This window comes from Lysinibacillus sp. G01H (genome assembly GCF_028872195.1).
Lineage (GTDB): Bacteria > Bacillota > Bacilli > Bacillales_A > Planococcaceae > Lysinibacillus > Lysinibacillus capsici.
Genome location: NZ_CP118397.1, coordinates 4,264,171 through 4,287,332, shown reverse-complemented (window position 1 = coordinate 4,287,332; position 23,162 = coordinate 4,264,171). Strand labels below are relative to the sequence as shown.

The following is a 23,162-nucleotide window of genomic DNA, read 5'->3' as shown; positions in this document are numbered from 1 at the left end:
TTCTTTTTATCATCGTTAATAAAAGGAAAAGGAGGGATGATTTGTGAGAAGATGGTTGATGACAGTTGGTGTTATTTTAATCGGTAGTGGAATCGTTCTTTATATTTGGCTGGGAAAAGAAATTGATCAGGGGATGGAACCGAATGCCAATGGTTCAGCGGATTATATGATTATATTGGGAGCAAAAGTAAGGCCAGGTGGTGTACCATCGCTTTCATTAAAAAGTAGATTAGAGGTGGCTGTTCCATACTTAACAAAATACCCACATGTTAAGGTCATTGTGTCAGGTGGACAAGGACCTGATGAAGATCGTACAGAGGCATCTGTAATGCAAGACTATTTGGAACAGCATGGCATCGATGCCACGAGAATTATCATAGAAGACCAGTCTACATCTACTTATGAAAATTTAGTTTTCTCTAAAGAATTATTACCAAAAGAGACAAAGAAAATTACCATCGTTTCAAATGACTTTCATTTGAAGCGTGCAAAATATCTTGCTGAATCGTTAGATTTTGAAGTAGATGTCCTATCAGCAAGAACACCAAAATCAGTAGAAGCAAAATTAAGAATAAGAGAAAGAGCTGCGTTATTAAAAACATATATTGTGGGCTATTAAAACAACAACGCCATTAAATTTAGGAATTGCTTCTTTCTCAAAAAAATCATGACAACAGAAAAGAGATAATTGTTTCTTAATAGATTCTATTTGGCATATAATAGAAATATTACGGGGTATAGGACAGAAAGAGGGGACTTTAATGACAACGTTTAAAGAATATCAATACAGCCGTCCAAATGTGGCATCGATGAAAGAGCAGCAATTAGCACTCATTGAACAATTTAAACAAGCACAATCGATGGACGAGCAAAGTAATATCATTGAAAAGCACAATGCAATTAGTAATGACTTTGCGACTATGGCTAATTTAGTATATATTCGTGCTTCAATCGATACGAACGATGAATTTTATCAAGCAGAACGTGATTATTTCGATGAAGTAGGTCCTGAGCTAGAAGAAGTAACGACGGAATACTATAAAGCTTTAATTGATTCACCATTTCGTGAGCAATTAGAAGAAAAATGGGGCCAACAATTATTTGATCTAGCAACTTATCAAATTAAAGGCTTCTCACCAGAAGTTATTGATTTGATGCAAAAAGAAAACAGACTTGTTTCTGAGTACAATAAGCTTGTTGCATCTGCACAAATTGACTTTAATGGGGAAACATTAACGCTCGCTCAACTTGGTCCATTTGCAGAGTCAACGGATCGAGAAACACGTAAGGCAGCAACGGATGCTCGTTTTGGCTTCTTTGCACAGCATGAAGATGAATTCGATCGTTTATATGATGAACTTGTCAAGGTACGCCATGAAATTGCAATTAAACTTGGCTATAACAACTATGTTGAACTAGGCTATATTCGTATGAATCGGATTGATTACAATGCTGATATGGTTAAAAAATTCCGTGATCAGGTACGTGATTTAATTGTGCCTGTTGCAACGAAGCTTTACGAGCGTCAGGCAAAGCGAATTGGCATTGAAGATTTTAAATTTTATGATGAAGCACTTAACTTCTTATCAGGTAATGCTACACCAAAAGGGAATCCTGAGTGGATTGTAGCAAACGGTAAAAAAATGTATGAGGAGCTTTCACCTGAAACAGGAGAATTCTTTAATTTCATGATTGACCATGACTTAATGGATCTTGTAGCGAAGAAAGGGAAAGAAAGTGGCGGTTATTGTACGTTTATTGAAAACTATCATTCCCCATTCATTTTCTCAAATTTTAATGGTACTTCAGGTGACATCGATGTATTAACACATGAAGCTGGACATGCTTTCCAAGTTTATTCAAGCCGTAATATTGGCATTCCTGAGTATTTATGGCCTACCTACGAATCTTGTGAAATTCACTCGATGAGTATGGAATTCTTCACATGGCCTTGGATGGAGCTGTTCTTTGAAGGTGATACAGAGAAATATAAATTTACACATTTAAGTAGTGGTCTTTTATTCTTACCATATGGTGTGGCAGTAGATGAGTTCCAGCATGTTATTTATGAAAATCCAACAATGACTCCTGCTGAACGTAAAGCTGCATGGAAAAAAATTGAGGAAACGTATTTACCACACCGTGACTATGATCATAACAGTTACCTAGAGGCTGGGGGCATTTGGCAACGTCAGGCTCACATCTATGCAAGTCCGTTCTACTACATTGATTACACGTTAGCACAAATTTGTGCCTTCCAATTCTGGAAACGTTCACGTGAAGAATTTGAAGCGGCTTGGAAAGATTATATTCATCTTTGTGGTTTAGGTGGCTCTATGTCCTTTACAAAGCTTGTAAAAGAGGCAGGTTTAATCTCGCCATTTGAGGATGGCTGTGTTGAATCGGTTATAGGAGAAATTGAGACATTCTTAAATTCCATAGATGATTCTTCTCTATAATGGATGACTTAAATTCGTTTCACTTCCACGATATCTATTGTTGTGGAAGTGAGCGGATTTTTTAGTTTGTCACAGGGGTTCTGTAAAAAAATACTAGGATACTTGCGAAATGGTTAATATATCAGTAGTATTTTCAGTAACTGCTATTAAAGGAAGTGAAAGAAAGTGACAAGGAAAGTTTGGTTTCAAGTAGGAGTAGGGATACTACTTACACTATTAATCATTAAATATTTTATAGAAATTCATTGGATTTTTTCACCGCTTGTCATCATATTAAAAGCCATTTTTGTGCCTTTACTACTTGGTGGTGTTCTCTATTATGTGACGGAGCCAATTCAGAGATTTTTAGAAAAACGTAGATTTCCTCGATGGGGAAGTATATTGACGATTGTGTTCGGACTAATAGCAATGGTAGGTATTTTTGGGTGGATTATTGGTAACCCGATTGCCGAGCAGGTCAATAAATTAGTGAAGAATGCCCCTATGATTAGTACGAGTATTAGTACGAGCATCCAGCAACTAACAGAATATGTAACGCAAAATAAGGATAACTTCCCACAGGAATTAAATGATGTTATTAAAAAAATGGCGAATTCCGTACAGGATATCGCAGTAGTAACGAGTAAGGGATTTGTGTCCTTTTTACAATCGATTGTTTCTGTGTCGTTACTAGCTATTTTAATTCCATTCTTCTTTATTTTTATGCTGAAGGATCATGAGAAGTTTGCTCCATCCATCTATAAATATTTCAGTGGTGAACGTCAGCAATGGGTAAAGAAAACATTAAGTGAGATTGACGATGTATTACGTACCTATATTCAGGGCCAACTGCAAATTAGTTTTTTATTAGCACTAATAATGTATGTAGGCTATTTAATTATCGGATTAGACTATTCGTTATTACTAGTGATTTTTGCATTCTTTATGAATATGATTCCATTTATCGGGCCTTGGATTGCCTTTGCGCCAGCCCTGATAGTGGCAGTTATTCAAGATCCAATTTTAGTGGTGTGGGTTTCGGTTGTGACGCTGGTTGCTCAGCAAATAGACAGCAACTTTATTACACCTAATGTCATGGGGAAATCACTTGATATCCATCCCCTTACCGTTATTACAATTATTTTAGCGGCAGGTAATATAGCAGGTTTTATTGGTATTATTATCGCTGTACCATTTTATGCAGTCTTAAAGGTTATCGTATCCAATATTTATGATCAACGTAATGCGATTAAGAAAAAAGCGACGAAGTCAGTATAGGAGTCGAAACAATGGAACAAGAAATTGTAAAGGTATTTAATGAACAGCATGAGCAAATTGGGACAGCTACGAGAGCGGAAGTGCATGAAAAGGGGCTTTGGCATGAGACTTTTCATTGCTGGCTTGTAAATGAAGACTATATTTATTTTCAAGTACGTAGTTCACAGAAAAAGGATTATCCAGGGTTACTCGATATTACAGCAGCAGGGCATCTTTTAGCGATTGAGACGGTAGAGTCAGGCATTCGAGAAGTAAAAGAAGAATTAGGACTCAACATTGATGTCCATGAGGTTGTGAAAATGGGCATGACATCTTGTAGTATCGTTTCTGAAAATATGATCGACAATGAATTTTGTCATGTCTACATATATCCTTTCAAGCATGATTGGGATTCCTTTGCTTTGCAGTATGAGGAAGTATCGGGTGTAGTAAGAGCGAGGCTAAATGAGGCGGAGGCTTTCTTCTTGGGAGAAACGACGACACTTAATATAGAAGGGTATGAATATTTCCCTGATGGTCAACGTGTGAGAATTGTCAGACCAGTAGGTACTGCACAATTTGTTCCGTATCGGGAATTGTATGTTGCACAGGTGATAAAATTCACACGTGAAAAAATAGTTAATCAAACCTCATAAGTTTAAATAGGATAAGCTATAATATTAGCTTGTCCTATTTTCTTGCGCAAAAATGATTTAGAAACGACACGATATAATAGGAAAAAATGAGTTATACTGTTAGATAGATTGTAAAGAAAAGGAGCATTTTTTATATGCTAACATTTGAACAAAAACAAGTGATTATTGAATCGTTTTCTGAGCTAACAAAAAAAGAAGTTTCTTTAAAGCGCCTAAATTATCATTATATGGACAGTCTTTATGAAAAAACGATTGTAGTTGAGAAATTACATCCAAATGGCAATGGCTTTGTCTTTGTGGGAGATTTATTACGCTATGAGAATGAGGCTAATGATAAAGGATTAGTAAATATCCGCGATTACGATGAACAACAACTTCGTGAAATTATTGAAGACGCAATCCAATATTTATCTGAAGAAGTAGAAGAGCAGGAGCCAATTGTAGAGATTTGGCATAGTAGAGATGGTAGTCAGTTACAGCTAGCTTTTGAGCAACGTTCTTGGAACGTGTATCATGGAGACAATCTGGAAGAGGCATTTGGTACGTATGAGGCAGCAAAGGAATATTTACTAGAAGAAGGCTTTCGTACAAAGAAATAAGAAATACGGGGGATCATGTTAGATGAACGGAAAAAAATTAGTGGGAATTGTTATTGTTGTTGTGATTGCTGCATGTTTATTTTCAGTTTATACCATTACTAATTTTTATAAAAACCACGAAGAACAGCCAAATCGTGAAAATCGTGAAATTAATAAGTCAAAGAGCTTGAATTTAATTTTGCCACAGGCTACAATTATCTCGAATTCAAGATAATTGAGAGGTGACTGTCAGTGCAACATATTTATTATAAAGGTACAGACGAAACGAAGCCGACATTATTATTGCTACATGGTACAGGTGGTAATGAGGAAAGTCTTATTGGGCTGGCAAAGGAAATAGATGAAACAGCCAATATTTTAAGTGTTCGCGGAAATGTACTCGAGCATGGAATGCCACGTTTTTTCCGTCGATTAGCCGAAGGTGTCTTTGATATGGAGGATTTAATTTTTCGTACAAAGGAGCTTCATGAATTTTTACAGACGTCAGCACATCAATATGGCTTTGATCGCCAACGAATTGTAGCAATAGGATATTCGAATGGTGCTAATATTGCAGCAAGCTTATTATTCCACTACGATGATGCGTTAGCTGGAGCTATTTTGCATCATCCAATGGTACCAAGGCGTGTTATTGAATTACCGCAACTTTCTCCAACACCTGTGTTTATCGGTGCGGGTACGAATGATCCGATGTGTACAGCACAGGAATCTGAGGATTTAGAAACCCTTTTAAGTGCTGCAGGTGCAACAGTAACGACGAAATGGTTTAATTTTGGTCATCAACTAACAATGCCTGAAGTACAAGCAGCAAAAGAATGGTATAACAGCATCTACGCTTAATTGAAAAATCCACCTCCGTTTATAAGGGAGGTGGATTTTCATTATGTTATTTACTTTTCTTTGAGAAAGGAAGCCACCAGTTCCAATCACCAAATAGCTTCATGAGACTAGGCACAAGCATAAGACGAATAATCGTTGCATCAATAGCGACAGCAATAGCGATACCCACACCAATTTGCTTCACAGGCATGACATCTGTGAAGGCAAATGCACCTGTAATAACAATCATGATAAGCGCTGCCGATGTAATTATTCGGCTAGTGGATGTTAAGCCATCAATTGTTGCACGCGTATTATCGGAGCCCTTTAAATATTCCTCTTGGATACGAGAAATTAAAAAGACTTCGTAGTCCATACTTAAGCCAAAAACAAGACAAAAAACAATAACTGGAATGATTAGTACAATGGAGCTTGCTTCAATACCAAAATGACCATATTGGAAAATATAAACGAGTATACCGAATGCAGATGAAAGCCCAATAATGTTCATGATTATTGCCTTTAACGGAATTAAGATAGAACGGAATGCCAACATTAAAATAAAGAATGTGGAAACGATAATAATCGCTATAGCTAAAACAATTTTATTAGCAATTTCATCAAAAATTTCTTGGTTGAATTTAGCTGGTCCACCAAGTGCAAAATCTACGCCCAGGTCTTTGTCCATCCATGTTCGGGCAAATTTTTGAGCTGTAGAGGAAGAACCTGCTGCATCAATTGTAATGGGGACAAATAGCTGTGTATCCTTCGAGAATGAATTAATAACAGGTTTTAATTGTTCTGCAACCTGTGGAATAGCTAAAGAAGCAGAAAGCTCCTCAGGTGTTTGAATGTTAGCAGCTGTATAAATAGTTGAAACATTAGTCACTAACGGGTCCTTTAATAGCTTTTCTTGAATAGTATAAATTAGCTCTCTACCCTCAGTATCCTCCCAGCCACCTTTTCGTTCAGCTAACAAATATAATGTAGAGGATTCACCTAGTCCAAACGTTTCATCTAATTTATCGTATGCAGCACGTGCATCATATTTCGTAGGTAAGGAGTCCACCTGTGGAATGGTTAATTGGATATCCTTTAAAGGGATCATGCCAATGCCTAGTAATAATAATGCTGAAATCACTATAGCTACTGGATGTTTCATGACAAAACCTGCAAAGCCACGCCAACGATTTGCCCCACCTGGTTTAACGCGTATTAAGCGCCATTTATTAAGTCTATCTCCTAATAGCATCATAGTGGCAGGAAGTAATGTTAAGCCAGAAAGAACGGCTAACAGGACGACTATAGTGCCTCCTAGGGCGATATTATGAAAAATTTCTACATCAATGACAATCATCGCACCTAAGCCAATCATGACACAGACTGCGGAGAAAATGATAGAACGACCTGCTGTCTGAATAGCAGTTTGAATGGCTTGAGTAATAGAAGTATGTGTGCGTTCTTCTCGGTAACGATTAATAAACAGCAACGCAAAATCAATACTTAAAGCCAGCCCAAGCATTGGAACAATATTTAAGACGAAAATAGATAGATTTACATTAGCACTGAGCAGTGTCATCATACCAAAGGCGGTAATCACTGTCACAACACCAATGATGATAGGCAAAATAGAAGCAACAACTGTACCAAATGCTAATAAGAGAACCACGATGGCAATTGGCAATCCAATGGCCTCAGCTGATGCCAAATCCTTTTGACTAGCAGTATTTATGTCGGCAGAAATAACAGGCCCTCCAGTGATACTAATACCGTCTTTTTCAATCAATGAACGGAATTCCTCAACAATGTCAGGAAGGTTTTCTACATCGTTCTTTATGTGAACCATAGCATAGGCAATGCCATCTTTCCGTAAAGAGGACTCTTCTAAAGGTGATTGAATAGAATGAATCTCTTTTATGTTATCTAATTTTTTTAAAGTGTCTTTAATTTGCTGATCTTCAGCTGGATCAAAGACAACCAAAATCGTATTAGATGGTAAATCAAATTTTTCTGCTAGCTCGTTGGTAACATAGTTATGATCTGCTTCGACAAAGAAACCATCACCTTGAAGTTTGCCTGGAAGCTGTAAAGCAAAGTACGCCATTGCTAGAAAAATAATAAGCCATATGACTACGATTGCTTTCGCATGTGCTGTAATAAAAGCTGAAAAAGTTTTCATAGTTGTTTATACATCCCCCTTTTCAATTAGTGTAAAGGATGTGTCACATTTTGTCGTGTGACAAAGTAAAGACTCCCATCCACTTTTTGGACAGGAGTCTTACTATTAAAAGAATAATGATAATATGAAATAAATAACAGATGCCATGACAGCTGAAATTGGCATTGTAATCACCCATGTAGTAACAATCTTTCGAGCCATCCCCCAGTTTACACCACGCACACGCTGTGCTGAACCGACACCCATAATGGATGAAGAAATGACATGTGTTGTTGATACAGGTAAGTGGATTAGCGTAGCGCCAAAAATAACAGTAGCCGATGCTAAATCTGCCGCAACACCATTAACAGGGCGGATTTTCATAATCTTACCGCCAACCGTTTTAATGATTTTATAACCACCAATTGAGGTACCTAGCCCCATTGCTGTAGCTGCAGCAGCACGCACCCAGAAAGGTATTTCATCTCCAGTGTGCAAGCCACCAGCGATTAACGCCATCGTCATAATCCCCATCGCTTTTTGCGCATCATTTGTACCATGGGTGAATGATTGGATGGCAGCAGTAAAAATTTGCATTGTACGGAAACCTTTATTTGTCCGATATAAATTTAAATTTTTAAACCAGAGTTTAAAAAGAGTCATCATAATAAAGCCTGCACAAATAGCAAGTAAAGGTGAAAACACTAAAGCCATGATGATTTTAGTAAAGCCGCCATAGTTTAACACATTAAAACCAGCGGATGCGATTGCAGCACCGGCAATAGACCCAATCAATGTGTGTGAAGAACTTGACGGAATACCGAAATACCATGTCAATAAATTCCAAATTATAGCTGAAATTAATGCAGCTAAAATAACGACTGAGCCAGTTGTGTCTCCTTCAAAAGCATTTAATGCAAAAGGATCTACAATATCTTTTGTTAGAGCTTTTGCAACCCCTACAAAGGTGATAGCACCAATAAAGTTCATAGTTGCCGCCATGATGATTGCCGTGCGAGGTGGCAAAGCTCTAGTAGAAACCGAAGTTGCAATAGCATTTGCTGTATCATGGAAGCCATTGATAAAGTCAAATGTTAGGGCAAAGATGACGACCAGTACGGTTAATATAATGATTGTGTTCATTGTAAAGTGCCCATCTCCTAATTATGCGTTACGCATGATAATTGTTTCCATAGTATTTGCTACGTTTTGACAATGATCAGCGATATCTTCAAGTTGTTCATAAATATCCTTAAATTTAATGAGGCGGATTGGATCCTTTTCATTTAAAAATAACTTCTTAATAGAAGTACGTTGTACCTCATCACATTCACGTTCATAGTCTTTAATAAGAATTGCGTGTGGACGCATGCCAATTAGATTCTTTTTCTTTAACTCTTCTGTCGCTTTGACTATTTCATCAGCACTTTTTGAAATAAACCCTAAGAAAATGCGCATAGATTCATCAATCTCAGTGAGCGAAAACATTTCAAAGTGTGCAATACAGTGTTCTGTTCCATCTAAAACATCATCCATACGAATGGCGAGCTCTAAAATATCCTCACGTTCAATAGGTGTCATAAATGATTTGTTTAACATGACAATCAGTTCATGAATAAGCTTATCACCAGCAGTTTCATAATTTTTCATTGTAATGCTAATCTCTTTTAGGTCAGCTACACTGTTAATACGAAAATCATTTGCGTAATGTACAGCCTCTCTCATATTTTCAGCAATTTTATGCAATGCAATAAAGAAAGGGTCTTGTTTTTTTGAGTTAAGCATGTGAATCGAATCCTCCTGGATATAAATAAATTAATCGACCTCTAAACTTTACTATCATAACAAAATCTTTAATTTATCTACATAAAAATTTACTATTCGACATGAAAATTTACATTGCTGTAATATATTATTTGTTCACAAAATGTGAGGTAATCCAGCTGTATTTATTTTTATGAGTACAGAAAAACCCTGTTATAAATGGATATTTTTCTATAACGGTGACTTATTAGTACAGATTAAGACGCGAAAGAGGATAGAAGATAATAAAAATAACGTATTGGAATTGTAAAGGTATTGTAAATTCGTTTGATAACCAGAAGAGTACCTACTTATTCTTAAGAATATCTTCATTTTTATCCTCCCTCTTTATTAAGAATTGTTTTCTACAATGGAAAATGAATAGGAAAGGAGCGTTTATTAACTAATGATTCAGGTTGAAAACTTACAACATACATTTTTAATTGGAAAACGAGGGAAGGAAAAACAAGTACCAGTATTGAAAGGTGTGAACTTCGAGGTCAATAAAGGAGAAATTGTTGCTATTGTAGGTAAAAGTGGCTCAGGAAAATCGACCTTATTACAAGTTCTAGCTGGTTTTATGAAAGCTGAACAGGGCTCTATTAAAGTAAATGGAAAGGAAACAGCCCATCTAACTGAAACAGAAAGTGCTGCCTTCCGTTTACGTCAATTCGGTTTTATTTTTCAAAACTTCCAATTGATGCCTGGTTTAACTGCTTTTGAAAATATCGAATTACCTTTAAAGCTACAGGGTTTGCGTAAGGCTATGCGCAAAGAAAAAGTGAAGAAATTAATGGACAAGGTTGGTTTGACAGAAGTAGCAGACCATTATCCCAATGAATTGTCAGGTGGACAGCAACAGCGTGTCAGCATTGCACGAGCACTTATTACGAATCCTCCTATATTACTTGCTGATGAGCCAACAGGGAGTCTCGATTCAGAAACCGAGCAGGATATCTTATTGCTTATTCAAAGTTTAAATCGTGAATTAGGGCTAACTTTTGTCATTATCACGCACGATGAAGAAGTAGCTACTATCGCACATAGACGCTTCCGCATGTACGATGGAGAACTTGTAAAGGAGGAAGCTTAACATGTTATTTAAGGATCAATTAGATTTTGTAACACAGCATATCAAGAAAAATAAGCTGCGTGTGTTTATGACGATACTAGCTGCAACGATGGGCTGTGCCTTTTTAATCGTGCTAGCATCTGTTGGTTTTGGTTTACAGGAATCTTTACGCAATGAAATTCTTTCAAACGAAACAGTTACAAAAATTCAAGTATATGGTGATAAGCAATTAACTGAAGACCAAGTACAAGAAATTAAAAAAATGGAACATGTAGAAACAGTGCTTGAAACAATTAGTGTCAATGCTACCGCGCAATCATTTTTTGAAGATCGTGATACAACTTCTAATTTAATATTGTCAGATATGAAGGACTTTGAACAGGTAAATGGAAAGCTTGCAAAAGGGCGTTACCCAACGAAATCTAATGAAATTGTTGTAGGCTATCATTTTGCTCAAACATTATTGAATGAAAGAGAACGTGATGTCATTGCGGAAAAAAGTAAAAAGGCTGAAGCAGAGGGTACGTATTATGATGGTAGTGAAGAGGGCTATAAAGAATCATTGATTGGAAAGAACATTGACCTGTCCTTAGTTCCTCACACGGGTACAAATGAAGAAACGCAAAAAATGAGCTATACAATTGTTGGTGTAATGGAGAAACCTTCTTATGATTGGATGGTTGATAACGCTATTCATATGGATAAAGAGCAAAAGACAGTATGGGTTAAAAATTTATCAACAGATAGTAACATGGCAGAGGATGAGCTGTTTTACTCTGAATTTAATATTTATGCGGATACTTTAGAAAACGTAAAGCCGATTTTAGAGAAGTTAAAAGATAAGGGCTATAGCGTATATACAGTAACAGAGCAACTAGATCAAATGAATGTATTTTTCCTTGTATTAAAAATTGGCTTAATCTTTGTTGGCACAATTGCTGTGTTGATTGCTTCCATTGGTATTTTTAATACAATGACAATGGCTGTCACAGAGCGAACACGTGAAATTGGTGTGCTAAAGGCAATTGGGGCAAGTCCGAAGCTTATTCAACGATTATTTTTAATGGAAAGCACATTTATCGGTATTTTTGGTACACTAATTGCGGTTGTCATCTCGTATGCTATTAGCTTTGCAGCTAATGCAGCATTACCATTAATTCTTAAGGCGGCAACAGGGGAGGAAGCGTTTGCAACAAATGATATAACATTTTCTCTTATTCCATGGCAACTAGTCATTATAGCAGCGGCCATTAGTGTTGGCGTAGCGATGGTTTCAGGTTATCGCCCAGCACGTAAAGCAACTAAAATCGACGTTATTCAAGCTTTACGACAAGAGTTATAATAAAAAAGGCGGTCCAATCAACTAAACTGTACCCTATAAGATAGACACTTGAAAAAGGTCATCTTATAGGGCATTTTTGTTTATAATTGAAAAAAACAAGATTCGGAGCCACTACTATGACTAAGAACTTTTTAACACCCCACCAACAAAATGAATTAAAAAAGAATCCGTATGTAAAAGCTGTGAGCAATAAAGCGATTACGTATACGGATGAGTTTAAACGCTTATTTATTGCACAATCTGAAACAGGAAAATTACCAAGAGAAATTTTTGAAGAAGCGGGATTTGACGTGGAAGCGATTGGTATAACACGTATTCACAGAGCAGGTACTAGGTGGAGAACAGCTTATAAAAAACGTGGAATCACCGGTTTAGAAGATTCTCGAAAACACAGTACAGGACGTCCTATCGAGCGAGAATTAAGTATAGAGGAAAAGTATGCACGACTTGAAGCAAAAATGCGTTTACTAGAAGCTGAAAACGAACTATTAAAAAAGATCGATTTACTCGAAAGGCAGATGTTGAAAAAGAAATAAAACTCGCACCAGAACTGAAATTTGAACTGATTGGTCAAACGATTGAAACGTATGGATTGAAGCGAATGGTACGCTATCTTTGTGAAGTGTTGGAGGTATCACGCTCAGGCTATTATAACTATTTTAAGGAAGAATCTCTTCAAAAAAGAGCGATGAAACACCAAGCAGATGAAGTCGTAAAGGAAGTGATTTTAAAAGCGTATCGATTCCGACGACGTCACAAAGGCGCACGTCAAATCAAAATGACGCTTCACCATCAATATGGTATTACCTATAATCTGAAGCGAATTCGCCGCATTATGAAGAAGTTCGGGGTTATCTGTCCAATTCGTAAAGCGAATCCTTACCGTCGTCTAGCCAAAGCCACACAAGAACATCGTACGTGTCCACATATGCTCGAACGCCAATTTAAACAAGGCGTGGCTGGTAAAGTCCTCTTAACAGATATCACGTATTTGACATATAAAAATGGTAAACGTGCTTATTTATCAACGATTAAAGACGCTGAGACGAATGAGATTTTGGCGTATGAAGTAGCAGATAGCATCACAATGGAAATTGTGCTCGACACTTTGAAAAAACTGAAAAAGCTAAAGCATCTAGCTCAGGACGCCTTCATCCACTCAGACCAAGGTTTTCATTATACCAATCCAGCGTTCCAAAAACTCGTGAAACAAATGGGCTTAGGTCAATCGATGTCACGCCGAGGAAACTGTTGGGACAACGCACCTCAAGAATCATTCTTTGGGCATTTTAAAGATGAGACGAATATAAAAGATTGTGAGACATTGGAAGACGTAAAACAAGAAGTGAAAAGCTATATGATCTATTATAACCATTATCGAGGTCAGTGGGATTTAAAAAAGCTGCCGCCTGTAAAATACAGACTGCAGCTTCAAGAAGTTGCCTAACCTTTTTCAAAATGTCCTTTACAAAGGGTACACTTTACAACATTGGATCGCCTTTTATTTGGACAGAAGTACATCTGTACGTTATAAATACTCTTTTAACTCATTCGCTAAAAATGGTGTTGCATTCAATAATTTTAAGAAGGCATCATAGCTGGCACGTTGCTCTTCATTTGGTTTTTTACCTGTTTGATAGGCTCGAATTAAAATGTTTTTCGGTGTATTCTCCATATCGATAAACTCTAAAAGCTGTGCCTCATAGCCAACAAGCGATAAAATTTCAGCTCGAATAGCATCTGTAGCAAGTGCCGCAAATCGCTCTCGAACAAGTCCATGTTGCAACATAATATCGAGAGCAGGTGTATTTAGTTGACGATTTAACTCATGCTGACAGCAAGGCACACTTAGAATGACACTTGCCCCCCATTTCACAGCACGAGCCAAGGCCATATCTGTTGCTACATCGCATGCATGGAGTGTCACCACCATATCTACAGCACTTTCATCATTATAATCATTGATATCTCCTACAAGAAATTCTAGCTGATCATAGCCTAGATCCTGTGCTATTCTTGAGCATTCTTCAATAACCTCTTTTTTTAAATCTAAACCAGTAACACGAATGTCTAAGCCCTTTTCGATTTTTAAATAATGATACAAAGCAAAGGTTAAGTAGGATTTACCTGAACCAAAATCTAAAATCCTCACCTGTCGATCCTGAGGTAAATATGTTAAGGCATCATCAATAAATTCAATGAAGCGGTTAATCTGTTTAAATTTATCATACTTTTGTTTCTTAACCTTTCCTTCTTCTGTTTGCACCCCCAGTCGTATTAAAAATGGATAGGGTTGATCATCAGATAGTAAATAATTTTTTTTACGATTATGGCTTAAATGGACTTGTTTAGGTGAAGCCGTTTTATCTGATTTCCAAAGGACTTTGTTCTTTTTTGATAATTGCACTTGTACCGTTTCATCTACGAAATCAATATGAGCTTGACGATACTCCTCAAAAAATGTGTCAAGCTTGGAAGAAAAATGAGCCAATAGAATATTTTCATGTTTTAAAATACGTTCATATTGGTACTCAATTTGTATATGGTACTGATTCTTTAACATTAATGGTTTTAATTTTATACGTTTTATTTCATTTGATTTCATACGTGGTTGACTGATTGTAGCTGTGACAAGCTTTTGTTGCAAAATTTGCTCAGTGAGTAGAGCTTTCATTTCTTCAAAGGTCATACATTTTCGCCTACTTTATTGTGTAATAGATGGCACTAGTTTAACACATTTTATAATAGACAATGGCATCTTTGGTATTCGGAATTAATTTAATAAAAATTCCGAGTATTTATAGGTGGAATTGTATATTCGTGGTATCTTAAATACAGTAATTCTTTTTGAATTGGTGATACTAAGGATTAATAAGGAGGAGAAAATATGTCGGATAACATGTATCAATTATTAGCGATTATTATTTATATGATCGCCATGCTAGCAATTGGCTGGTATGCATTTGTTAAAACATCGAATTTAACAGATTATATGCTTGGCGGTCGTTCCTTAGGTCCTGCGGTTACTGCGCTAAGTGCGGGTGCTGCGGATATGTCTGGCTGGCTCCTAATGGGCTTACCAGGTGCGATATTTTTATCAGGTCTTGTGGAGGCTTGGATTGCAATTGGATTAACAATAGGAGCTTACCTAAACTGGCTACTTGTGGCACCGCGTTTACGGGTATATACACAGGTTACAAATGATTCCATTACTATTCCAAGTTATTTGGATAATCGATTACGTGATCATACAAAGCTTATTAGGATTGCTTCAGGTATCATCATCCTCATATTCTTTACATTTTATGTATCGTCAGGAATGGTAGCAGGGGGCAAGTTTTTCGATAGTTCTTTTGGTTATGAATACCATACAGGCTTATTAATTGTGTCAGCTGTAGTTGTAGCATACACTCTTTTTGGCGGATTTTTAGCGGTAAGTTATACAGACTTCTTACAAGGTCTTATTATGTTTTTAGCACTTATTATGGTACCAATATTTGGCTTGTTTGTAACAGGTGGCATAGGGGAAACTATTTCGTCTATAAAATCTGTTGATCCAGATCTTCTAAATTTATTACCAGCCACTGCGACAGCAGCAGGGATCATTTCTTCAGTTGCTTGGGGACTAGGCTATTTTGGACAGCCTCATATTATCGTCCGCTTTATGGCGATTAGTTCCGTTAAAGAAACGAAGCAAGCACGACGCATTGGTATTGGCTGGATGATGTTAAGTTTATTTGGAGCTATTGGAACTGCCTTGGTGGGTGTAGCTTATTATCAGCAAAATGCGGGTGAGCTAAAAGACGCTGAAACTGTATTTATTGTACTTGGACAGATTTTATTCCATCCATTTATAGCAGGTATTATGCTGGCGGCAATTTTAGCAGCTGTTATGAGTACAATTTCTTCTCAATTAATTGTAACTTCTTCGGCGCTTGTAGAGGATATTTATAAAGCATTATTTAATAAAACAGCAGACGATAAGCATTACGTTTTTGTTGGGCGTATGGCTGTATTAGTTGTTGCAATTATTGCAGCAATCCTAGCGTGGAATCCAGATAGTTCTATCTTAAGCTTAGTTGGCTTTGCTTGGGCAGGATTTGGTGCAGCCTTCGGACCTGTTATTTTACTTTCTTTATATTGGAGAAAGCTAACGAACTACGGAGCACTTAGCGGAATGGTAACAGGGGCTGCAACTGCGTTTATTTGGGGTAAAGTAGATGCTTTATCAAGTGCGTTGTACGAAATTGTTCCTGGCTTCATTGTTTGTTTAATTGTTGCGGTTGTTGTCAGTATGCTGACATATAAACCAAATAAAGAAATTGAAGAAGAGTTCACACGCTCAGAAGCCCTACTAAAAGAAGAAAGAAAATAGTTGTGATGCGCCTCTCCATGAGGCGCATTTTTAAAAAAGTTAACGATGATCTTCAAATACGAAAAAGGGTCTATTATGGTAAGATGAAGAAAATTTGTCGTAGCGACACCAAGCTTTGGTGGGAGGTTTCTAATGGATAGAATTAAGGAAGTTGATGTATTAATTGAAAAGGCCATACTAGTTGGCGTAAATTTACGAAATGATAAGCACTTTGATTATTCTATGGAAGAGTTACAAAATTTAGCTGAGGCCTTGCATGTAGAAGTAGTGGGGACTGTCACGCAAAATTTGGAACGTGTGACACCTTCCCATTATGTGGGTACAGGTAAAATAGAAGAAATCAAAAATTTTTATGAAGAAGCACAAGCAAACCTCGTTATTTTTAATGATGAACTGTCTCCTTCGCAAATCCGTAATTTAGAGCGTGATTTAGCAACGAAGGTCATAGATCGAACAATGCTTATTTTAGATATTTTTGGAAGGCGCGCAAAAACACGTGAAGCCCAAATGCAGGTGGAATTAGCACAGCTTCAATATATGCTACCTCGTTTAGTGGGTTTGCATGCCTCTTTAAGCCGTCAGGGTGGAGGTACTGGGGGAGGCTTTAAAAACCGTGGTGCTGGTGAGACAAAGCTGGAATTGGATCGACGAAAAATTGAAGATCAAATTGCTAAAATTAAAAAGGATTTAGAGCACGTTAAGGAACAGAGAGAAACGCAGCGTAAACAGCGTCGTAAAAATGCTCTTCCGGTTGTATCGATTGTTGGCTATACAAATGCTGGGAAATCAACGATTATGAATAAACTTCTTACACAAATAGGACAAGAAGAGCATAAGCAAGTCTTTGAGAAGGATATGCTTTTTGCTACCCTTGAAACTTCTGTTCGTCAGATTGAACTACCTGATAAGAAGACTTTTTTACTGACAGACACTGTAGGCTTTGTTAGTAAATTACCTCACCATTTAGTGAAGGCATTTCGCTCCACTTTGGAAGAGGCCAGAGATGCGGATCTTTTACTCCATGTGGTGGATGTTTCTAATACTGAGCACGGATTTATGATGGATGTGACGAATGAAACACTAAAAGCAGTTGGTGTTGAGGACATTCCTACAATCTATGTATACAATAAAGCAGATATAGCGGATGTTCCATATCCTGTGGTAAGTGGAGATAATATTTGGATTTCAGCAAAGCAGGGGGATGGATTAGAAGAATTAGTACAGCTAATTCGTCAACACATCTTCTCGCACTATGTAACGTGTGACATGTTAATACCTTATGATCATGGGAACGTTGTTTCTTATTTAAATGAGAATGCCTCTGTTTTTAATACAGCCTATGAAGAGGGTGGGACATTATTGTCTCTTGAAGTAAAAGCAGCAGATTACGCAAAGTATCAGCACTATGTTATTAATTAAAAAATGTACTTCCCAAAGCATGCCAAAAGATTTTTGGCATGCTTTTTGTGATTAGAGGGAATAGTAGAATCTAGAACAAAGGTAAAACTGTACTCGGGAAATTGTATTAATTTTCAAGTAAAGTAAGGAATCTGAATTTTAGATATTTTAGAATAATTCATTATAGATTTAAAAATCTTTTAGGCACAAAGTGTGAGAAAACTTAGATATATCAAAGGATTTAATAATTTACCTAATAATCAATCAGAATTTATAGAAAAATGACAAATTTTCAACATTTTTTAAAACTCTTGCTAAAGTTTTTAAAACGCTTTAGTATGATGAAATAAAGTTTTTTTATCCTTATATTAGGGTAGTTATGTTTTTGTAGAATAATTTTTTATTGGGAGAGGGTATTGTATGTCTAGTAAAGATGAAGTTGTAAAATCTGTCCCTCAAAATGGCTTTGTTGGACACCCTAAAGGGCTCTTTACTTTGTTTTTCACAGAATTTTGGGAACGTTTCTCGTACTATGGTATGCGAGCAATTCTCATCTTCTTTATGTATTACGAATTACATGACGGGGGCTTAGGTCTAGACCGCGGAACAGCGAACTCTATTATGGCCATCTACGGCTCACTTGTTTATATGTCTGGTATTATAGGTGGCTGGATTGCCGACCGAGTTTTAGGAACACGAAAAACCATTTTTTATGGTGGCGTGTTAATTATGATTGGTCACTTACTGCTAGCATTGCCTGGTGGTGTAAGCATGTTATTTGCTTCCATGGCATTTATCGTTATGGGTACTGGTTTATTAAAACCAAACGTTTCAAGTATTGTTGGGGACATTTATGCTGAAACAGATAGCCGCCGTGATGCAGGGTTTTCTATTTTCTATATGGGTATTAATATGGGAGCATTTATTGCACCTTTTATTGTCGGAACAATTGGACAAAAATATAGCTTCCACCTTGGCTTTGGTTTAGCGGGTCTAGGTATGTTTATTGGTTTAATTGTTTATAAATTAACAGAGAAAAAATATTTAGGCTTAGCGGGCTTACAAGTAAACAACCCATTAAAGCCTGAAGAACGTAAAAAAGTCTTTACACAATTCGGAGTTGCAGCTTTACTTATTATCATCTTGGGTGCTATCGGTATTAAAACTGGTACTTTAACAATGAATGTATTTAGTTTAATCATCACAGCTCTAGGTGTATTAATTCCAACTGCATTCTTTATTTATATGTATCGCAGTAAAAAAACAACGAAGGATGAAAAGTCTCGTCTACTTGCTTATATTCCTTTATTTTTATCAGCTGTAATGTTCTGGGCTATTCAAGAACAAGGAGCAACCATTTTAGCGACTTATGCAGATGAGCGTACACAGCTAAGTTTTGGCGGTATTCAGCTTCAATCTTCTTGGTTCCAGTCATTGAACCCATTATTTGTTATTACGATGGCACCATTATTTGCGATGCTATGGCTTAAATGGGGAGACAAGCAGCCGACAACACCACGTAAGTTCTCATATGCATTGTTCTTTGCGGGTCTGTCATTCTTAGTGATGATGGTTCCAGCACATCTGTCTGGTGGAGATACATTAGTGAGTCCTTTATGGTTAGTATTGTCATTCTTCTTAGTGGTTGTTGGTGAGTTATTATTATCACCAGTTGGTCTATCAGCTACAACAAAATTGGCACCACAGGCATTCGCAGCGCAAACGATGTCTTTATGGTTTTTAACAAGTGCAGCAGCACAAGCAATTAATGCGCAATTAGTTAAGGTCTATGAAGTTGTAAGCGAATTCACATACTTTGGTTTCTTAGGTACCTTATCTATTGTAGTCGGTATTATTATATTGGTGCTTTCACCAATTATTTCCAAGGCTATGAAGGGTATTAATTAAATGAAAGATGCAAGTACAGTTATTAAAAAAACTGTACTTGCATCTTTTTTTGCTATCTAAATAAAAGTCTATCTATGAAGCTGAGAGCGAAATATATTATCGTAAGTAGTTATTTTGTTGAATGTGGGTATAAGTTTCTATGTAGAAAATTATCATTTTCGTTATAATAATTTTAATAATAAGAAAATTTAAGGGGTTGGAATCTATGAAGGAAGAGTTAGATTATTTGAGGCCAAGATTAATGGAGATTTTTACGTATTTACATGCAAATCCAGAAATCAGCTGGCATGAAGTAGAAACCACCAATTATATCGTGGAGCTATTAAAGCAGGAAGGCTTTTCCCCTATACGATTTAAAAATTCGACAGGATTATATGTTGATGTAGGCACCGGTAACCCCAAAGTAGGACTAAGAACAGATATAGATGCCTTATGGCAAGAAGTAGATGGTCATTTCCGAGCGAATCATTCATGTGGACACGACGGTCATATGACGATGGCCATTGGTACACTTTTACTTTTAAAAGAACTACAGCAAACTATTAATGGTACAATCCGCGTTATTTTCCAACCTGCTGAAGAAAAAGGAACTGGAGCGTTATCTGTATTAGAAGAAGGTGTTATTGATGACCTAGATTATTTATTTGGTGTCCATGTAAGACCTGTTCATGAGCTAGAGGACGGCACTTATTGTGCAGCCTTATATCATGGTGCCTCTCGTTTACTTGAAGGCGAAATTATCGGAGAGGATGCTCATGCTGCAAGGCCGCACCTTGGTATTAATGCCATTGAAGTAGGTGCAACAATCATCGAAGATTTGCGAACCATTCATACAGATCCTATGGTTCCTGTATCTGTTAAGATGACGAAATTCCATGCTGGGGGAGATTCGGGCAATATTATCCCAGGTAATGCCTCATTTACAATTGATATTCGTGCACAGCAAAACAAGGTGATGGACGATTTAGCACAAGGCGTAAAGCGTGTGATCGATTCATCTAAATTGTTGCATAAGGTACAAATTGAATTACGTACGGTGGCCAATATCGTAGCTGCTGAAGTTGATACAAGTGCTCAATATTTGATGGAGCAGGCAATTATACAGGCCGCTGGTTTATCAAATTTAAGAAAGCCTGTTCATACACCTGGAGGAGAGGATTTTCACCATTATGCTGTACAACGGCCGCATTTAAAAACAACCATGCTGGGCTTGGGTTGTGGATTAACACCAGGATTGCATCATCCGAAAATGAAATTTAAACAAGCAAGACTTGTCACGGGAGTGGAGATACTTACAAGAGCAGTTTTATTAGCTTTGGAGTCAGGGCATAAAAAGGAGGCGTCAGCGTAATGTTAGAGCAAGTGCGAATTCACAAAGTAACGACACCAGAAGAAATTGCAGAGATCCAAAAATTAAATGGTGAAATATGGGGCAGCCAAGCAATCCCCTCCCATCAATTACTAGCTGCTGTACAAAATGGGGGAATCGTATTAGGAGCATATTTAGATGAAAAGCTAATTGGCTTTAACTATTGCTTCGTTGGTTATCAGAGTAGAGAAATGTACTTACATTCGCACATGATTGGTGTAGAAAAAGCATATCGTGAACAAGGTGTGGGTGAATTATTGAAGCATGCCCAACAAGAATATGCAAAAGAGCATGGTTTTCAACTTGTCCGCTGGTTAATTGAACCATTAGAGGCGCGTTTAGCGAATCTAGCATTTCTAAAATTGAACGCTACTAGTTATCAATATGAAAATGATTATTATGGTCCGCTTCGAGATGACTTTAATGAAGGACTACCTTCAGATAGATTGGTCGTTGAATGGTGGATCGAGCGTGATCAAATGGCAGATAGCCTTGATGAATTAGAAGAAGTAGCACAGGAAATTGTACCTTGGACATTAACAGTTGACGGATTACCTGTTCTAGATATAGAAAATACATTTCAGTTAAAACAATCCTTTTATAAAGATGCCTATCTTTTACCGATCCCTCAATCTCTACAGAAAATGAAAGTGGAAAGTCCAAAACTTGCAGAGGACTGGCGTTATAAAATTCGTACTATCTTAACAACATTATTTAACCAAGATTATGCCATCGTACGCATGAAGAAACATCCACAATATGTTCATAGCTATCTGTTAGTCAGACGCTCCTTATTAGCTTTATAATAATGATAGGGAGTGAACAATGTGAGATTAGAAAAGATTACATTAAGGCATTTAAAAATGCCTATGAAAGCACCATTTACTACAAGTTTTGGCACAATTGATGAAAAGGAAATGTTACTAATAGAAGCAAAAGATGAATCAGGGACCACGGGGTGGGGAGAAACTGTTGCTTTTGTAGCACCATGGTATACAGAAGAAACATTAAAGACAACATGGCATATGCTACAAGATTTTTTGATACCCATCTTGTTACATAAAGAGATTGGGCATCCAGATGAGGTAACCTCATTATTTGCACCTATTCGGCGAAACTGCATGGCGAAAGCTTCAATTGAGGGTGCTGTATGGGATATCTATGCTCAGCAAACAAAGCAATCACTTGCACAGGCGTTAGGTGGTCAAAAACAACGTATTGAAGTAGGAGTCAGTGTGGGTATTCAACCCTCTATCGCTCAGTTAATAGCATTAATAAAAGGTCATATTGAAAAAGGCTACAAAAGGGTGAAGATTAAGATAAAGCCTGGAGAGGATGTAGAGGTAGTACAGGCAATTCGTGCGGAACTGCCAAATTTACCCTTGATGGTAGATGCAAACTCTGCTTATACATTAGAGGATATAGGAATACTACAGCAGCTTGATAACTTTAATTTATTAATGATTGAACAACCATTAGCTACTGATGATATTGTCGATCATGCAGCATTACAGAAAAAGTTAAAAACGCCTATTTGCTTAGATGAAAGCATCTCATCATATGAGGATGCCAGACGAGCAATTGAACTTGGAAGCTGTGGTGTCATCAACATCAAGATTGGACGAGTAGGTGGTTTAACGGAAGCGAAACGAATCCATGACTTATGTAAAGCAAACCATATTCCAGTTTGGTGTGGTGGTATGTTAGAGGCAGGGATTGGACGAGCACATAATGTTGCCTTAACATCTCTTAGTCAATTTATTTTACCTGGCGATACAGCAGGTTCTAGTCATTATTGGTACGAGGATATTATTGATCCTGAAGTAAAAGTCAAAGATGGCTATATTGAGGTACCCCAGTCGGTAGGTATTGGTTTTAAGCCTAATATGGCTGTGATTGATAAATTAACAATTAGCAAAGAAATCTATCAATAACGCAGTACTTAGTCGATCATTTAGTATATGGAAA

Annotated in this window: 20 protein-coding genes; 16 read left to right on the top strand and 4 right to left on the bottom strand. The window is 37.1% G+C overall.

The window, feature by feature from the left end; all coding sequences use genetic code 11:
* The first annotated feature begins 58 nt into the window (after positions 1 to 58).
* From PSR12_RS21750 to PSR12_RS21720, 7 genes are all read left to right on the top strand, one after another.
* Complete coding sequence (locus tag PSR12_RS21750) at positions 59 to 619, top strand: YdcF family protein (RefSeq protein ID WP_221681818.1); 561 nt, start codon at positions 59 to 61, stop codon at positions 617 to 619.
* A gap of 142 nt (positions 620 to 761) precedes the next feature.
* Complete coding sequence (locus tag PSR12_RS21745; protein WP_048394174.1) at positions 762 to 2,459, top strand: M3 family oligoendopeptidase; 1,698 nt, start codon at positions 762 to 764, stop codon at positions 2,457 to 2,459.
* Positions 2,460 to 2,624: 165 nt separating this feature from the next.
* Positions 2,625 to 3,716, top strand: a complete 1,092-nt coding sequence (locus PSR12_RS21740; RefSeq protein ID WP_274770499.1) for an AI-2E family transporter — start codon at positions 2,625 to 2,627, stop codon at positions 3,714 to 3,716.
* Positions 3,717 to 3,727: 11 nt separating this feature from the next.
* Positions 3,728 to 4,351, top strand: coding sequence for an NUDIX hydrolase (locus PSR12_RS21735; protein WP_202342262.1), 624 nt, complete (start codon positions 3,728 to 3,730; stop codon positions 4,349 to 4,351).
* A gap of 134 nt (positions 4,352 to 4,485) precedes the next feature.
* Entirely contained in the window at positions 4,486 to 4,950 is a 465-nt protein-coding gene (locus PSR12_RS21730; RefSeq protein WP_221681506.1) for a hypothetical protein, read from the top strand.
* A gap of 22 nt (positions 4,951 to 4,972) precedes the next feature.
* Positions 4,973 to 5,164, top strand: coding sequence for a hypothetical protein (locus PSR12_RS21725; RefSeq protein WP_004231917.1), 192 nt, complete (start codon positions 4,973 to 4,975; stop codon positions 5,162 to 5,164).
* A gap of 17 nt (positions 5,165 to 5,181) precedes the next feature.
* A complete protein-coding gene (locus PSR12_RS21720) occupies positions 5,182 to 5,790 on the top strand; it encodes an alpha/beta hydrolase (RefSeq protein WP_274770496.1) in 609 nt (202 codons plus the stop codon).
* Between the two features lie 46 nt (positions 5,791 to 5,836).
* Here the strand turns inward: PSR12_RS21720 and PSR12_RS21715 are convergent, their stop codons facing one another.
* The 3 genes from PSR12_RS21715 to PSR12_RS21705 all read right to left on the bottom strand — a co-directional run bounded on the left by PSR12_RS21715 (position 5,837) and on the right by PSR12_RS21705 (position 9,712).
* Positions 5,837 to 7,948 carry an MMPL family transporter gene (locus tag PSR12_RS21715; protein WP_274770495.1) on the bottom strand — a complete coding sequence of 704 codons (2,112 nt, stop codon included), beginning with the start codon at positions 7,946 to 7,948 and terminating at the stop codon, positions 5,837 to 5,839.
* A gap of 105 nt (positions 7,949 to 8,053) precedes the next feature.
* On the bottom strand, positions 8,054 to 9,070 hold the full coding sequence (locus tag PSR12_RS21710; protein ID WP_004231925.1) for an inorganic phosphate transporter: 1,017 nt from the start codon (positions 9,068 to 9,070) through the stop codon (positions 8,054 to 8,056).
* A 21-nt stretch (positions 9,071 to 9,091) separates the two neighbouring features.
* Positions 9,092 to 9,712: a DUF47 domain-containing protein gene (locus tag PSR12_RS21705; RefSeq protein ID WP_004231927.1), complete on the bottom strand. Its 621-nt coding sequence runs from the start codon at positions 9,710 to 9,712 to the stop codon at positions 9,092 to 9,094.
* A 424-nt stretch (positions 9,713 to 10,136) separates the two neighbouring features.
* Between PSR12_RS21705 and PSR12_RS21700 the strand changes: the two genes are divergently transcribed.
* The 3 genes from PSR12_RS21700 to PSR12_RS21690 all read left to right on the top strand — a co-directional run bounded on the left by PSR12_RS21700 (position 10,137) and on the right by PSR12_RS21690 (position 13,591).
* Positions 10,137 to 10,823: an ABC transporter ATP-binding protein gene (locus tag PSR12_RS21700; protein ID WP_004231931.1), complete on the top strand. Its 687-nt coding sequence runs from the start codon at positions 10,137 to 10,139 to the stop codon at positions 10,821 to 10,823.
* Position 10,824: 1 nt separating this feature from the next.
* Positions 10,825 to 12,144 (top strand): ABC transporter permease, encoded by a 1,320-nt coding sequence (locus PSR12_RS21695; protein WP_274770493.1) that lies wholly within the window; start codon positions 10,825 to 10,827, stop codon positions 12,142 to 12,144.
* Positions 12,145 to 12,260: 116 nt separating this feature from the next.
* Positions 12,261 to 13,591 (top strand): IS3 family transposase gene (locus PSR12_RS21690; protein WP_446720643.1). Its coding sequence is split into 2 segments (ribosomal slippage): positions 12,261 to 12,648 and positions 12,648 to 13,591, totalling 1,332 coding nucleotides; the frame shifts between segments, so codons are not numbered across the junction.
* Positions 13,592 to 13,672: 81 nt separating this feature from the next.
* On the opposite strand, the gene PSR12_RS21685 is transcribed toward PSR12_RS21690, so the two are convergent.
* Positions 13,673 to 14,833, bottom strand: a complete 1,161-nt coding sequence (locus tag PSR12_RS21685) for a class I SAM-dependent methyltransferase (RefSeq protein ID WP_274770491.1) — start codon at positions 14,831 to 14,833, stop codon at positions 13,673 to 13,675.
* 198 nt (positions 14,834 to 15,031) lie between these two features.
* Here PSR12_RS21685 and putP point away from each other — a divergent pair, with 198 nt between their 5' ends.
* The 6 genes from putP (at position 15,032) to menC (ending at position 23,128) form a co-directional block, all read left to right on the top strand.
* Positions 15,032 to 16,519 (top strand): sodium/proline symporter PutP, encoded by a 1,488-nt coding sequence (gene putP, locus PSR12_RS21680; protein ID WP_221681491.1) that lies wholly within the window; start codon positions 15,032 to 15,034, stop codon positions 16,517 to 16,519.
* Between the two features lie 132 nt (positions 16,520 to 16,651).
* Positions 16,652 to 17,938 carry a GTPase HflX gene (gene hflX, locus PSR12_RS21675; protein ID WP_221681490.1) on the top strand — a complete coding sequence of 429 codons (1,287 nt, stop codon included), beginning with the start codon at positions 16,652 to 16,654 and terminating at the stop codon, positions 17,936 to 17,938.
* Between the two features lie 399 nt (positions 17,939 to 18,337).
* Complete coding sequence (locus tag PSR12_RS21670) at positions 18,338 to 19,825, top strand: peptide MFS transporter (protein ID WP_004231940.1); 1,488 nt, start codon at positions 18,338 to 18,340, stop codon at positions 19,823 to 19,825.
* Positions 19,826 to 20,030: 205 nt separating this feature from the next.
* On the top strand, positions 20,031 to 21,176 hold the full coding sequence (locus PSR12_RS21665) for a M20 peptidase aminoacylase family protein (protein WP_221681484.1): 1,146 nt from the start codon (positions 20,031 to 20,033) through the stop codon (positions 21,174 to 21,176).
* Positions 21,176 to 22,000, top strand: a complete 825-nt coding sequence (locus PSR12_RS21660) for a GNAT family N-acetyltransferase (RefSeq protein WP_221681483.1) — start codon at positions 21,176 to 21,178, stop codon at positions 21,998 to 22,000. The genes PSR12_RS21665 and PSR12_RS21660 overlap by 1 nt, the downstream gene beginning before the upstream one ends.
* A gap of 21 nt (positions 22,001 to 22,021) precedes the next feature.
* Positions 22,022 to 23,128, top strand: coding sequence for an o-succinylbenzoate synthase (gene menC, locus PSR12_RS21655; RefSeq protein WP_274770487.1), 1,107 nt, complete (start codon positions 22,022 to 22,024; stop codon positions 23,126 to 23,128).
* Positions 23,129 to 23,162 lie beyond the last annotated feature (34 nt).

What these genes read in the sequence shown, in the direction of transcription:
- PSR12_RS21750 (WP_221681818.1), top strand. Translation starts at nt 59, where the DNA reads ATGACAGTTGGTGTTATTTTAATCGGTAGTGGAATCGTTCTTTATATT.
- PSR12_RS21745 (WP_048394174.1), top strand. Translation starts at nt 762, where the DNA reads ATGACAACGTTTAAAGAATATCAATACAGCCGTCCAAATGTGGCATCG.
- PSR12_RS21735 (WP_202342262.1), top strand. Translation starts at nt 3,728, where the DNA reads ATGGAACAAGAAATTGTAAAGGTATTTAATGAACAGCATGAGCAAATT.
- PSR12_RS21730 (WP_221681506.1), top strand. Translation starts at nt 4,486, where the DNA reads ATGCTAACATTTGAACAAAAACAAGTGATTATTGAATCGTTTTCTGAG.
- PSR12_RS21725 (WP_004231917.1), top strand. Translation starts at nt 4,973, where the DNA reads ATGAACGGAAAAAAATTAGTGGGAATTGTTATTGTTGTTGTGATTGCT.
- PSR12_RS21715 (WP_274770495.1), bottom strand. Translation starts at nt 7,948, where the DNA reads ATGAAAACTTTTTCAGCTTTTATTACAGCACATGCGAAAGCAATCGTA.
- PSR12_RS21710 (WP_004231925.1), bottom strand. Translation starts at nt 9,070, where the DNA reads ATGAACACAATCATTATATTAACCGTACTGGTCGTCATCTTTGCCCTA.
- PSR12_RS21705 (WP_004231927.1), bottom strand. Translation starts at nt 9,712, where the DNA reads ATGCTTAACTCAAAAAAACAAGACCCTTTCTTTATTGCATTGCATAAA.
- PSR12_RS21700 (WP_004231931.1), top strand. Translation starts at nt 10,137, where the DNA reads ATGATTCAGGTTGAAAACTTACAACATACATTTTTAATTGGAAAACGA.
- PSR12_RS21695 (WP_274770493.1), top strand. Translation starts at nt 10,825, where the DNA reads ATGTTATTTAAGGATCAATTAGATTTTGTAACACAGCATATCAAGAAA.
- PSR12_RS21685 (WP_274770491.1), bottom strand. Translation starts at nt 14,833, where the DNA reads ATGACCTTTGAAGAAATGAAAGCTCTACTCACTGAGCAAATTTTGCAA.
- putP (WP_221681491.1), top strand. Translation starts at nt 15,032, where the DNA reads ATGTCGGATAACATGTATCAATTATTAGCGATTATTATTTATATGATC.
- hflX (WP_221681490.1), top strand. Translation starts at nt 16,652, where the DNA reads ATGGATAGAATTAAGGAAGTTGATGTATTAATTGAAAAGGCCATACTA.
- PSR12_RS21670 (WP_004231940.1), top strand. Translation starts at nt 18,338, where the DNA reads ATGTCTAGTAAAGATGAAGTTGTAAAATCTGTCCCTCAAAATGGCTTT.
- PSR12_RS21665 (WP_221681484.1), top strand. Translation starts at nt 20,031, where the DNA reads ATGAAGGAAGAGTTAGATTATTTGAGGCCAAGATTAATGGAGATTTTT.
- PSR12_RS21660 (WP_221681483.1), top strand. Translation starts at nt 21,176, where the DNA reads ATGTTAGAGCAAGTGCGAATTCACAAAGTAACGACACCAGAAGAAATT.